Here is a 12,812-nt window from a genome sequence, read left to right on the forward strand (position 1 = left end):
GTTTGGCGCGGTACATGGCCACGTCAGCGGCCTGGTTCAGGGTGTCGAAGTCGGTGCCATCCTCGGGGTACAGCGCAATGCCCATGGAGGGGGCCATGGTCAGCTCGTGGTGGTCTATCTGGTAGGGCTGGCGTGAGGCCTCCAGCAGCTTGGTGGCCACCCGTTGGGCGCCTCTGGCATTGGCACCAGGCAGCAGCAAAATGAACTCGTCACCACCGACGCGGCAAACCGTGTCTTTTTCGCGCACCACCGCGCGCAGGCGTTTGGCAATGGCCACCAGCAACGCATCGCCCACCCGGTGGCCCAGGGAGTCGTTGACGTGTTTGAAATGGTCCAGGTCCAGAAAGATGACGGCCAATGGCGACTGCTCTTGCCGGGCCATCTCAATGGCTTTCTGGCTGCGTTCGGCCAGCAGCGTGCGGTTGGGCAAACCTGTGAGCGGGTCGTAGTGCGCCAGCCAGTAGATGCGTTCCTGGTCTTGGCGCCGGTCGTTGATTTCGCGGTGCAGGTTGTTCACGGTGTCGCGCAGCTGGCCGGTGCGCTCCTGTACCAGGCGTTCGAGTTCGCCGTGTATGCGTGCCAGCTCCGCCTGCGCCTGGCGCCGCTCGGTGATGTCGAGGGTGATCCAGACGGTGCCGTCTTCGGGCTTGGTCGGGTGGATGGCTTTGCAGCGTACTTCGCAGGCCACGGGTGTGCCGTCTTTTTTGCGCAGCGTGAGTTCGCCCTCAAAGCTGCGCCCTTGTGCCAGTGCTGCGTTGCTCTCGCGACCGACCGCTTCCCAGTCCGTATCGTGGTAGTACCAGCGCTGTGACAGGCTGCCAGCGAGTTCGCCAGGCCCATAGCCCAGCATTTGCTCGAAATGGCGGTTGCAGTGTGTCAGGCGGCGTTGGTGCAGGAACACAATGCCGACCATCGCGTTTTCCAGCAGCGCCTGTTTTTCCCGCAGGGCGGCATCGAGCTGAACCTGTGCGTTCTTTTGTTTGTCAATGTCGTCGATGATCCAGATGGAGCCCTCGGAGGTGTCCTGCGGGTTGATGAGCGTGCCAGTCAGGCAGCCCCAAAAGAGCGAACCGTCGCGCCGGCGCATGAGCTGCTCGGTGCGGTAGGTTTTGCCTTGGGACACCACCGGATAGGCGGCACGCCCCAGTGCGCGAAAAGCATTGCGGTTGGGGTAGAAGCTCTCGCTGGTTTGCCCCACCAGATCGTGGTGGGAGGCGTAGCCGAAGATTTCGGCATAGCGCGGGTTGGCACGCACCACCAGGCGCTGGCGTATGAAAACAATGCCCGCCCCCGCGCTGTCCAGCAGAGTTTGCTGTTCACGCAAGGCGCGCTCTAATGCAGCACCCGAGGAGGTAGCAGAGGGTTGCAAAATGGGTGGGTCGTACAAGAAAGACATGTCGCCAATGATGGCAGCAAGATGCGGCCTGCACAAAAATATGTGCCAAAGTGTATCAGCAGGTGCTTGCTGGGGCTACCTTCAGGCATTTTTAGCGCGCAAGAGGGCTTCGAAGGCCAATGCCGGTACCGGGCGGCTGAAGAGGTAACCTTGGCCTTCATCGCAGCCTTGCTCCAGCAAGAAGGCCAGTTGCTCTTCGGTCTCTACGCCTTCTGCTGTGGTAGTCATGTCCATGGCCTGGGCCATGCGGATGATGGCGCTGATGATGGCGCGGTCGCTGGCATCGACGCTGACGTCACGCACAAAAGACTGGTCAATTTTGAGCTTTCCCAGCGGAAAGCGCTTGAGCTGGTTCAACGATGAATAGCCGGTGCCGAAGTCGTCCATGGACAGGCGGGCGCCGCGCTCGTGCAGTTGTTGCATCACGGTCAGCGCGGCATCGGGGTCGTCCACGGCAGCGCCCTCGGTCAGTTCCAGCTCCAGGTGGCTGGCGCAGAGGTTGGCTTCGTGAAGGCAGCGCGACACCATGTCAGGCAGTTGGGGATGCCTGAACTGTATAGCCGAGAGATTGACGGACACGGTGCGCAATGGCAATTGCTGGTCCAGCCAATGCTTGGCATCTCGGGCCGCAGTGCGCAGCACCCACTCGCCGATGGCGACGATCATTCCGCTGTTTTCTGCCACCGGAATGAACTCGGCGGGCGAGACCATGCCCAGTTCCGGGTGGCGCCAGCGCAAAAGTGCTTCTGCCCCCACGATCTGGCGTGTGTGCAGCGACACCTGGGGCTGGTAGTGCAGTTCGAACTGCTGGCGCTCCAGCGCCCGGTGCAGGGCATTTTCCAGTGTCAGGGTGCGGGCTGAGCGTGCCTCCAGATCGGCGGTAAAAAAGCTGTGGCGGTTGCGGCCACTGCGTTTAGCGCGGTACATGGCCGCATCGGCACGCTGGTAGAGCGTGTCAAAGTTGCCGCCGTCGGTGGGAAACACCGCAATGCCGATAGACAACGTGGTGGTGAGCTCGTATTGGTCGATTTGAAAGGGTTGTGCCAGGGCGTGCAAAAGATCGGTGGCCATGAGCGCAGCGGCCTCTGCCGTGGTGCCTGGCAGCAGCAGCAAGAACTCATCACCGCCCAGCCTGGAGACGGTATCTTGGGCGCGTACCAGTGCTTGCAAGCGTTTGGACATGGCCACCAACAGGGTGTCACCGATGCGGTGGCCCAGCGAGTCGTTGACGTTCTTGAAGTGGTCCAGGTCAATGAACACCATGGCCAAAGAGCCGCCGTTGCGCCGCTCTTGTTCGATGTCGCGCTGGGCACGTTCGGCCAGCAGGGCGCGGTTGGGCAGCCCGGTGAGGTGGTCAAAATGGGCCAGGTGCCGTATGCGGTCTTGCGTTTCGCGTTGTTGGGTGGTGTCGCGAAAGAGCGCGATGTGGTGCGTCACCCGATCTTGTTCGTCGCGCACGTTGCTCAAAGAGAGCCACTGCGGGTAGATGGAGCCGTCTTTGCGCCGACTGCAAACTTCGCCTTCCCAGAAACCTTGCGGGTTGAGCTGCTCGCACAGCTGGTCAAAGCTGGTGGTTGCATCGGCATTGGCGGTGAACAGGCTAACGGGCCTGCCCAGTGCCTCGGCAGCAGAAAATCCGGTAATGCGGCTGAAGGCGCGGTTCACCCGCACGGCACTGCCTTGTGCATCACACAGCACGATGGCTTCGCTGCTTTGGTCAAACGCTTGCGATGTCAAGACCAGTGCTTTCTGCGCGATTTTGCGTTCGGTGATGTCACGCGACAAGACCACGTAGCCTGGCGCTTCGCCACCCGGGGTGGTAGCTTTGCGTGATACCGACAGTTCAAACCAAGTCGCCCCCCGCATGGGCAGATCAAGCATGAGTTCGTGCCCCGTAGACCAGGTGGCCTCATCGGCTTCACGCAGTGCCGCTGCAAACGATTGCGCCGCAGCTGTTGGCAAGTGCTGGTAAACGCTGTTGCCCAGCATGCTGGCAGCGGGTGCCACCAGCATGTCGGGGCGCTGGTGGTGGATGTTGACAAACCGGCCTTCACTGTCGAGTTCAAACAGCAAATCAGGAATTGCCTCGATGGTGGCCTTGAGTTGTTGTTGCGTGGCTTCGATTTCTCTCGTGCGCTTGGCCACCATGGATTCGAGGTCTTTTTCGTGGGCTTTGAGTTGCAGCAGCAGGCGGGCCAGGTAGGCCATCAGCAAACTCACCAGCAAGCCCAGTGCGCAGCGTACCGCCAGCTTCAGCGGTGAGCCCCAGCCCTGGCTGGGCGCGACGGCCAGCAGCCACTGGCCGTTGGGCAAAGACAGTGTGCGCACGGCAGCGTCGGAGCCGGGCGGGGGTACGGATGCGCTGATTTCCTGTTCTTCGCCGGTGTGCGGAACCGTGCGCCAGAGCCGGTACTGGTAGCCCCGTGCGCTCAATTGCGGCAGATTGGCCGCTGACAGCGCCTCTGAGATGCGAATGGTCACGCTCGTAAAGCCCCAGAAGCGTTCCTCTCCAGAGCCTGTGTCCAGGTACACCGGCTGGCGACCCACCACACCCAAGCCACCTTGCACCAGTTGCAATGGACCAGCCAGGGTCATTCTTCTGGTGTCGCGCGCCAAGGCGGACTCTGCACTTTGTTGTGGGCTCAACAGTGCGGAAAAGCCAATCAGGGATTCGTTGCCCCGCAGGGGCACCACATGCTGCACCACTCCTTGCGGTGCCAGTCCCAGCGCTGCTATGCTTGGATAGAAAGGCAGCATTTGTGTGCCTATGGCCTCGAAATCTGGCACGTTGCCATTGCCTTGGCGCACCAGCGCCGCCAATGCGTTGTTGGCTGACAGTGCCAGTTCAATACTGCGTTGCAGTGCCCGTGCATGGTCGCTGGCCAAGTCGGCTACCTGGGTGCGCTCTTGCGCGTCTTCCCTGCGTTCCAGACTGGCAATGATGGCGCCCGCACACAGTGCCGTGAGCACAAACGCTACGAGCGCAGCGTACAGGGGCGAAGCAGCGGTGGGGTGAAAGCGTGGTGGCACTGTGTGTTTTCCTCGCTGAATTATGCAGGCGCTAGGGCCTGCTTATGGTGTTGAACACCAGCCAGGCGTTGTCATGAAAACACCATGCAAGCTACACCGCGTTGTCATCCGTGGTGCCCACACTATTGCCCAGGTGCCGCAGCGTTCGTGCCAAAAAAATCGTTTGGTTGCTGCTGTGGTACTCCGTGACCCCGTAAACCCTGGAGTGTCTGATGAACGATTCACATGGCCCCGCGCTGCCCCTGTCGGCGCCTTCTTTGCCCTGCGGTTCGCCTCAGCGCACAGACGATGCACGCCCAGGGCAGGGGATACGCCCTGGCGGCAGTCGTATTGAAGTGGCCTGGGCACGCCACCAAGACGAAGTGCGACAAGCCCAGCGCCTGCGGTTTGATGTTTTTGCCACAGAAATGGGTGCCCGTCTCCATACGCCAGAGCCCGGATATGACATCGACTTTTTCGATGACTACTGCGAACACCTGTTGGTGCGCGATGTGCCAACGCGCCAGGTGGTGGGCACCTACCGTGTTCTGACGCCTGCGCAGGCCCAGCGCGTGGGCTGCACCTACAGCGACACCGAGTTTGACCTGACCCGTCTGCGGGCCTTGCGCGCACACACCGTAGAACTGGGCCGCAGCTGCGTTCACCCGGAGCACCGCCATGGTGGGGTGATTTTGGCGCTGTGGGGGGCGCTGGCCGATTTCATGGTGCGCAACCGGCTGCACACCATGATCGGCTGCGCCAGCATTCCCATGCTTCACCACGGCGTGCCCAGTGCCCATGTGGCCGCCAGTATCTGGCAGCAACTGCGCCAGACCCACCTGGCACCCATTGAGCACCAGGTGCTGCCGCGTCTGCCATTGCCGGTAGAGCGGCTGGATGACTCGCTGGTGGTAGAGCCGCCCGCTCTGATCAAAGGCTATTTGCGCATGGGAGCGCGGGTGCTGGGGCCGCCCGCATGGGACCCGGACTTCAACACTGCCGATCTGCCGATGATGATGCGCATTGCCGATCTGCCATTGCGCTACCGCCAGCATTTTCTGGGCTGTTGAAAATCCGCAGAAGCGCCAGAAAAATGTGCCCGCCAGCGACGTTGGAAACGGTTTTCCGGGCGTCCGGCGCAGCGGTGCGTCAGACTGTGACCGGTGTATCTTGGTTGCGGTTAATGTCACGAAATTGACACAGCGTTGCTTGATACTGTCATATTTACCATCGATTTTGAGCGCGCCATGTCACCTTCTTCAGAGGATCGCATTGTGACTTCGTCGCACCAGACCTTTTCGCCCACGCCGTCCCAGTCCAAAGCGCTGCATGCAGTGCCAGAGCAAGCCTGTACTGCGCTGATCCCAGAGGCATCCGATGTCCTGCAAGCTACTTTGCTGGACCGGGACCACAGCATTCTGGCCTTCAATGAGCGCGTATTTGACTGGGCGGTTCGCGCCGATGTGCCACTGCTGGAGCGGGTGCGTTTTCTGACCATTGTTTCTTCCAATCTCGACGAGTTTTTCGAGGTTCGCGCAGCCCCCCATCTGGCAGCAGCCCGCAGCGGGGAAACCAAAGGGCCCTGCACCCAGGCCTCTTTTGAGGCCCTGTCGGCCAAGGCGCATGACCTGGTGGCGCGCCAATATGCGCTCTACAACGATGATTTGGTGCCAGCGCTGGATGCCCATGGCATTCGCATCATTTCGCACGGGCGGCGCACACCTGCGCAGCGGCGCTGGGTGCGGGAGTATTTCCGGCGCGAGGTGCGCCCCCTGCTGATTCCGGTGGGCCTGGACCCGGCGCACCCTTTTCCGCAGGTGGCCAACAAGTCCTTGAACTTCATCGTGCGCCTCAAGGGCGGCGATGCTTTTGGCCGTGAGAATGAGATCGCCATTGTCAAAATTCCCCGTGCGCTGCCACGGCTGATACGCATGCCCGCTGCCGTTGCAGCCAAAGGGGCGCAGTGCGTCAGCCTGTCCAGCGTGGTGCGGGCACACCTGGAAGATTTGTTCCCGGAGCGCCAGGTCACCGAGTTTTCGCAGTTTCGTGTCACCCGCCACTCGGATCTGGCGGTGGATGAAGAGGACGTGCGCAACCTGCGTACCGCGCTGCGCCAGGGGCTGCAACAGCGCCACTACGGTGAGGCCGTGCGGCTGGAGGTGTCGGCGGGCTGCTCGGATTTTCTGTCTGACTTTTTGCGCGCACAGTTCAATCTGCCTGCGCCTGCGTTGTACCGTGTGCATGGCCCGGTGAACCTGGTGCGGCTGGGGCAGTTGATCGACCTGGCCGATGCGCCCAACCTGCTGTTCAAGCCATCACCTCCGTGCTGGCCGCAGCAAATGCAGCAAGGCGGCTCTATCCTGGCGCAGCTGCGCAAGGGCGACGTGCTCATCCACCAGCCGTTTGAGAGCTTTGATGGCGTCCTGGCTTTTCTGCGCGAGGCCGTCAACGACCCGCATGTGCTGGCCATCAAGCAAACCATCTACCGCACCGGCGCCGATCCCCAAATGCTGGATTTGCTGCGCGAGGCCGTGCGCCGGGGCAAAGAGGTGCTGGCGGTGGTCGAGCTCAAAGCACGTTTTGACGAAGAGGCCAACATCAACTGGGCTGAAGCGCTCGAATCGGTGGGCGCGCAGGTGGTGTACGGCGTGGTGGGTCTCAAGACGCACGCCAAGATGCTGCTGGTCACCCGCCGCGAAGGCCGTGTGCTGCGCCGCTACGGCCATTTGTCCACTGGCAACTACAACCCGCGCACGGCGCGCCTGTACACCGACCTGAGCTACCTGACTGCCGACGAAGACACCACGGCGGACATGGACAACGTGTTCAACCACCTGGCCAGCCAGAACCGCCTGCCGCGCATGCGCCGCTTGCTGGTGGCGCCATTTCACCTGCACCGGCGCACGCTGGAAAAAATCGAACAGGTGGGGTTGGCCGCAGCGCAAGGCAAAGATGCCCGCATCGTTGCCAAAATGAACGCCTTGACCGACGAGGCCCTGGTGCGTGCTTTGTTGCTGGCGGGCCAGCGCGGCGCGCGCATCGATCTGATCGTGCGTGGGGCCTGTATCTTGCCCGCGCAGGTGCCCGGCGTGAGCGACAACATCCGGGTGCGCTCCATCATCGGGCGCTTTCTGGAGCACAGCCGGGTGTTCTACTTCCGCGCTGGCGAGCAAGAGGAGCTTTACCTCTCCAGCGCCGACTGGATGAACCGCAACATGCTGCGCCGCGTAGAGGTGTCCTGGCCCGTGACCGATCCGGTGCTGCGCCAGCGCATCGTGGATGAATGCCTGGTGGCCTACCTGTGCGACGACCGTGATGCCTGGAACCTGCAACCCGATGGCGTGTATGCCCGCTCCAGCCCCGATGGCAGCGGCACAGGGGTGCAGAACGCGCTGATGCACCGCTATGCACGCAGCACCGCAGCGGGAGGAATGAAATGATGGACTTGATTTTGTGGCGCCATGCCCATGCCCGTGACCTCGTCGAGGGCGAGGAGGACATCCAGCGCCCTCTGACCCCGCGCGGCGAGAAGCAGGCCGCCCACATGGCCGCTTGGCTGCGCAAGCACTTGCCCGATGGCCTGCGCGTGCTGGCCAGCCCGGCAGTGCGCACCGAGCAGACGGTCAAGGCCCTCGACCGCAAATACAAGCTGCGCGCCGAACTGCTGCCCGACGGCCTGCCGCAAGACCTGCTGGAGCTGGCCCAGTGGCCCAGCGCCCAAGGCACCGTGCTGGTGGTGGGCCACCAGCCCATGCTGGGCCAGGTGGCAGCGCAGCTGCTGGGCATGCAGGCCTCTGAGTGCGCGATCCGCAAAGGGTCGGTCTGGTGGTTGCGCCAGCGCCAGCGCCTGGACGCCACCGAAACCGTCTTGCTCACGGTGCAGTCACCAGAATTTTTATGATGAAAAGTGGCTCCAGCGCCCACGGGGTGTGCGCTGGCAGCTATCTTTATTGAATATCCAGCGCCAGCGTCCACGGCGTTTTTTGCCAGGCCAGCACCTCTTCGCGCAGCAGGTGTGCCGACTGTGGATAGCGCTCTGCCCAGCCCGCGCTCACGCTCAGTTCAAAAGTACCAAGGCCCGTGTTGGCATGCAGCGCCAGTGCGTGGGTGTCCGGGTCGCGCCGGGCGTGGCACAGCACGACGGCCAGGCGCAGGCACAGCAGTTGCAAGGCAAAGGTGGCGTCGTCCAGGTCGGTTTCGAGTTTGCGCACCTTGCCTTTGTGCCCCAGTACCAGCATGCCCAGGCGGTGCAGCTCGGGCTGCGAGAAGCCGGCGACATCGGTGTTGTCCAGGATGTAGGCGCCGTGGCGGTGCGACTCGCTGTGCGAGATGCGGCAGCCGATTTCGTGCAGGCGTGCGGCCCAGCCGAGTTTGCGCAGTGCGTGGGCGTGATCGCCGTGGCTGGCCTGGGCAAACAGGGCGCAGGCTACCTGCGCCACCCGCTCGGCCTGTGCTTCGTCCACAGCAAAGCGCTGCATCAGCGAGCGTACGGTGGAGGTTCGCAGGTCGGTGGTGGGTTGCTCGCGGTCGAGCAGATCGTACAAAGCGCCCTGGCGCAAGGCGCCTTGCGCCACCTGCATCCGGTCAATTTGCAACAGCTCAAACACGGCGCGCAGCACACTGAGCCCGCCGCCAATGACGGGGCGGCGCTCTTCCTTGAGCCCTTCCAGGCGCAGCCGGTCAGCGCTTTGCGCGCGCAACATGCGCTCTTGCAGCCAGTCCAGCCCTTCGGGGGTGATGGTGCCGGGCGGGTGGCCTGCTGCGGCCAGCATGTCGCCCACGGCGCCTATCGTGCCCGAGGAGCCGTAGGCCACTTCCCAGTCTTCGGGGCGGTAAGCGTCCAGGGCCTCGTCCAGCACGGCCTTGGCAGCGATTTCTGCGGTGTTGAAGGCCTGGGCCGTAAACACACCCTGCGGAAAATACCGCGCTGACCACGCCACACTGCCCACGCGGAAAGAGGCCACCGCGTTGGCGTTGAACTGCTGGCCCAGGATCAGCTCGGTTGAGCGCCCGCCAATGTCCACCACCAGCCGCCGCTCGTTGGATTGCGCCAGCATGTGCGAGACGCCCTGGTAAATCAGGCGGGCTTCTTCGGGGCCGGACACCACATCAATGGGGTGGCCCAGTATCTGGTTGGCACGGTGCAGAAAAACATCGCGGTTGCGCGCTTCGCGCAGGGTTTGCGTGGCCACGGCACGCACCTGGGCACTGGGAAAATCGGCCAGGCGCTCGGCAAAACGCGCCAGACAATCCCAACCGCGCTGCAAGGCGTCGGGCGTCAGGTTGCGGTTGTCATCCAGGCCGTTGCCTTGGCGCACGGTTTCTTTGATGTATTCCACGCGCTGGATGTGGCCGTGCTCGAAGCGGCCAATTTCCAGGCGAAAGCTGTTGGATCCCAGATCCACAGCTGCGAGCAGTGTTCCGTTGTGCATGTTGGTGCGCGCAAGGCGCTTGTATCTTCAGCGGGCAGCATAGCACCCGCATTCTGGTGTTCGGGGCGGTGCGTCAGCCGATGATGCGACCGTCTTGGGTCAGCATGCTTTGCGTCACGTAGGCGTTGGTGCGCTTTTTCCCCCGGTAGGCCACGACGTACCCGCCCATGTTCACATCAGCACGCCGCTGCAATGCCGCGAGCACGGTGGCGCGTGTGATGGGGCCGGTGATGCCGCCCAGAACCTGGGCGGTATAGCGTGCGGCAATGAACCCTGCCAGGCCTTGCGGGGAGGGGGACTCGTCAAAAAACCGGCCCAGCGCATCGCGGTAAGCGCGCACCACGGGCAGGCTGGAGCTGATCAAGGGAACTGCCTGCGTGGCGATGATAGAAATGCCCTTGGGTGTGCCTCCCATCTGGGCCAGCACCTGTAGGTTGACATCGGCCAGGGCCACGACAAAGCATTGCCGACCTGGTGGGGCGGCGAGCTTGCTCACGAAGGCATGCAACTCCGGAGTTCCCCCGACAAACAAAATAATGGTTTGCGTTGGCGTTATCAGCTGATTTGCAATGGGGCTCTTGGCGCTGGCGTGCGGCAGTATCTGGGCCTCCAGGCCCAGGCTCTTTGCTACCTGGAGCACATAGCCCTGGGATTGCTGCTGCACCTGTACGTTGGCAAACACCACGCCGATCTGTTTGACCCCCAGCGACGCATGCGTTTTGATGGCATGCGCTATCTGGGTCTGGTGGTCTGGAAACACCTCAAACACCGTTTCGGCTTCGCTGTCGGTGACAGCGTTGTGCAACCAGGGTGCAATCAGCGCCAGGGCAGAGCTGGAATCGGCAGGAGGGGGCATGGCCACCAGTGCGGCGGCGGTGGCGTTGCCCACACAACCAGACAACGCCACACACCCGGTTTGCCGGTGTGCAGTTTGCCAGGCAGTTTGCAGGCTTGCGGGTGAGCCATTGGTTTCCAGCGTGATGTGTTGCACTGTGCGGCCCCGCACACCGCCGCGTGCGTTCAGGTCTTGCCAGGCGGATCGTGAGCCCACCAGAAAGTCCCGGCTGACATCTTGCTGGTTCAGGCTCAAATCAACGATTTGGGCCACCACCAAAGGGCGTTCAGCATCGGTGTTGCGGGCCGGGCTGGCTGACAGCAGGGGCTGGGCCGTTGCGTCGCCTGCCATGGCGGCGCTGGCAGCAGCGCTCCAGGCAAACCACTGGCGGCGGTTCAGTGCAACCGCTGGACTATCGGAAGGGTACATGGCCATTGGATGCGTGACAGGTGTTATTTGCGCAGTACACAGACTACGCAGGGCCTGTGAAGAAGATGTGACGAAGGGCCGTGCTGGCCACTCAGAATCGAAAAAATGCTTTGTGACAGGCGCCCGCTGTTGTCACAGCACTGTCATATGAGGGGCCTAGAGTCGCCACATCCCAACTCCTTCAATCCCAAAAGGTATCTTCATGAAAATGTCCATGATTCGAGTTCTGGTGGCTGGTGTGGCTTCTGCCGGAGCGTTCTCCGGTGCCATGGCGCAGCAAGAAGCTACGGGTGCAGGTGCCACCTTCCCAGCGCCGCTGTATGCCAAGTGGGCATCTGAATACAACAAGGCCACTGGTGTGAAGATCAACTACCAGTCCGTGGGGTCGGGTGCTGGTTTGCGCCAAATTGATGCCAAGACTGTGGCGTTTGGTGCCTCGGACATGCCTTTGAAGGATGAAGAACTGGAAAAGAAGGGCTTGGTGCAGTTTCCTACCGTGATCGGTGGTGTGGTTCCAGTGGTCAACATCAAAGGCATCAATCCCGGTCAGATCAAGCTGACGGGCCAGGTGTTGGGTGATATCTACCTGGGCAAAATCACCAAATGGAGTGATCCTGCCCTCAAGGCGCTGAACCCCAATGTGCCGTTGCCGGATGCCGATATTGCGCCGGTGCGCCGCGCTGACGGCTCGGGAACCACCTTTGTCTTCACCAACTACCTGTCCAAGGTCAATGCCGAATGGAAAACCAAGGTGGGTGAGGGCACCGCTGTCAACTGGCCCGTGGGTGCTGGCGGTAAAGGCAATGAAGGCGTGGCCGCTTTTGTAGGTCGCCTGCCTAACTCCATCGGATACGTGGAGTACGCCTACGTCAAGCAAAACAAGATGACTTACACCTTGCTGCAAAACGCTGCTGGCAAGTTTGCTTCACCTGACGACACTGGCTTCAAGGCTGCCGCTGCTGGCGCGGTGTGGCCCAAGAGCTTCTACCTGATCTTGACGAATCAGCCCGGCGACGCCACTTGGCCCATCACTAACCCCACGTTTATCCTGATGCACAAGGCTCAGGAAAAGCCTGCGGATGCTGCTACCTCGCTGAAGTTTTTTGAATGGACCTACAAGTCTGGCGACAAGTTTGCTGCCGATCTGGATTACGTGCCCATGCCCGACAGCGTCAAAGACCTCATCATGAAGTCCTGGGACAACATCAAGGACGCTTCCGGCAAGGCCATTGCCCTGAAGTAATCTGACGGTGGCTGGCACCACGCCAGCTGCCTTCTTCACTTTTTACAAAGGCGCAGACGTGTCCACTACGTTGCCAGTCCACCAAGCCGCCCCTGCCAAGGTAGGGTCTGGCTCGCAGCAGACTACACCCCCCTCCCGCAAGCCGCTGATTTCTGGCGTGCTGGCGGATCGCATGTTTGGCTGGCTGGCGCGTGGCGCAGCCGTTTTGACGCTGGCTTTGCTGCTGGGCATCATGACCTCGCTGGTGATTGGTGCCTGGCCCTCGATCGAGAAGTACGGCTTGGGCTTTTTGACCAGCACTGTCTGGGATCCCGTGCAGAACGAGTACGGCGGTCTGGTCATGATTTACGGCACGCTGGTCACTTCTTTCATTGCCTTGCTGGTGGCGGTGCCAGTGAGCTTTGGTATCGCTTTGTTCCTGACAGAGCTGTCGCCAGCCTGGCTCAAACGCCCCTTGGGCACCGCCAT

At 61.9% G+C, this 12,812-nt stretch carries 9 protein-coding genes; 5 read left to right on the top strand and 4 right to left on the bottom strand.

All coding sequences use genetic code 11. The features are described from left to right. Both PHX69_RS10880 and PHX69_RS10885 read right to left on the bottom strand, forming a co-directional pair. Nucleotides 1-1,396 (bottom strand): sensor domain-containing protein (locus PHX69_RS10880; protein ID WP_288043709.1); only part of this gene is annotated, 1,396 nt, incomplete at its 3' end. Nucleotides 1,397-1,477: 81 nt separating this feature from the next. Then, the gene (locus PHX69_RS10885) at nt 1,478-4,426 is read right to left on the bottom strand and encodes a bifunctional diguanylate cyclase/phosphodiesterase (RefSeq protein WP_288043711.1); all 2,949 of its coding nucleotides are present in this window, start codon (nt 4,424-4,426) and stop codon (nt 1,478-1,480) included. Between the two features lie 212 nt (nt 4,427-4,638). On the opposite strand from PHX69_RS10885, the gene PHX69_RS10890 reads away from it, so the two are divergent. From PHX69_RS10890 to PHX69_RS10900, 3 genes are all read left to right on the top strand, one after another. Beyond that, nucleotides 4,639-5,475: a GNAT family N-acetyltransferase gene (locus tag PHX69_RS10890; protein WP_288043713.1), complete on the top strand. Its 837-nt coding sequence runs from the start codon at nt 4,639-4,641 to the stop codon at nt 5,473-5,475. Between the two features lie 177 nt (nt 5,476-5,652). Next, the gene (gene ppk1 / locus PHX69_RS10895) at nt 5,653-7,845 is read left to right on the top strand and encodes a polyphosphate kinase 1 (RefSeq protein ID WP_119012837.1); all 2,193 of its coding nucleotides are present in this window, start codon (nt 5,653-5,655) and stop codon (nt 7,843-7,845) included. Next, complete coding sequence (locus PHX69_RS10900) at nt 7,842-8,306, top strand: SixA phosphatase family protein (RefSeq protein ID WP_288043716.1); 465 nt, start codon at nt 7,842-7,844, stop codon at nt 8,304-8,306. The genes ppk1 and PHX69_RS10900 overlap by 4 nt, the downstream gene beginning before the upstream one ends. Nucleotides 8,307-8,352: 46 nt before the next feature. Here PHX69_RS10900 and ppx read toward each other — a convergent pair whose 3' ends face one another. Further along, nucleotides 8,353-9,837, bottom strand: coding sequence for an exopolyphosphatase (gene ppx / locus PHX69_RS10905; RefSeq protein WP_119012782.1), 1,485 nt, complete (start codon nt 9,835-9,837; stop codon nt 8,353-8,355). A 73-nt stretch (nt 9,838-9,910) separates the two neighbouring features. Further along, the gene (locus tag PHX69_RS10910; RefSeq protein WP_288043717.1) at nt 9,911-11,107 is read right to left on the bottom strand and encodes an ABC transporter substrate-binding protein; all 1,197 of its coding nucleotides are present in this window, start codon (nt 11,105-11,107) and stop codon (nt 9,911-9,913) included. A gap of 196 nt (nt 11,108-11,303) precedes the next feature. On the opposite strand from PHX69_RS10910, the gene pstS reads away from it, so the two are divergent. Continuing rightward, nucleotides 11,304-12,344, top strand: a complete 1,041-nt coding sequence (gene pstS / locus PHX69_RS10915; RefSeq protein ID WP_288043718.1) for a phosphate ABC transporter substrate-binding protein PstS — start codon at nt 11,304-11,306, stop codon at nt 12,342-12,344. A 70-nt stretch (nt 12,345-12,414) separates the two neighbouring features. Next, on the top strand, nt 12,415-12,812 hold a 398-nt coding region (locus PHX69_RS10920; RefSeq protein WP_502958519.1), incomplete at its 3' end, for an ABC transporter permease.

The sequence above is a fragment of the Simplicispira sp. genome, from assembly GCF_028687295.1.
Lineage (GTDB): Bacteria > Pseudomonadota > Gammaproteobacteria > Burkholderiales > Burkholderiaceae_C > Simplicispira > Simplicispira metamorpha.

Excerpts from the sequence above, each read along its gene's own strand:
- PHX69_RS10890 (WP_288043713.1), top strand. The coding sequence starts at position 4,639 with ATGAACGATTCACATGGCCCCGCGCTGCCCCTGTCGGCGCCTTCTTTG.
- ppk1 (WP_119012837.1), top strand. The coding sequence starts at position 5,653 with ATGTCACCTTCTTCAGAGGATCGCATTGTGACTTCGTCGCACCAGACC.
- PHX69_RS10900 (WP_288043716.1), top strand. The coding sequence starts at position 7,842 with ATGATGGACTTGATTTTGTGGCGCCATGCCCATGCCCGTGACCTCGTC.
- ppx (WP_119012782.1), bottom strand. The coding sequence starts at position 9,837 with ATGCACAACGGAACACTGCTCGCAGCTGTGGATCTGGGATCCAACAGC.
- PHX69_RS10910 (WP_288043717.1), bottom strand. The coding sequence starts at position 11,107 with ATGGCCATGTACCCTTCCGATAGTCCAGCGGTTGCACTGAACCGCCGC.
- pstS (WP_288043718.1), top strand. The coding sequence starts at position 11,304 with ATGAAAATGTCCATGATTCGAGTTCTGGTGGCTGGTGTGGCTTCTGCC.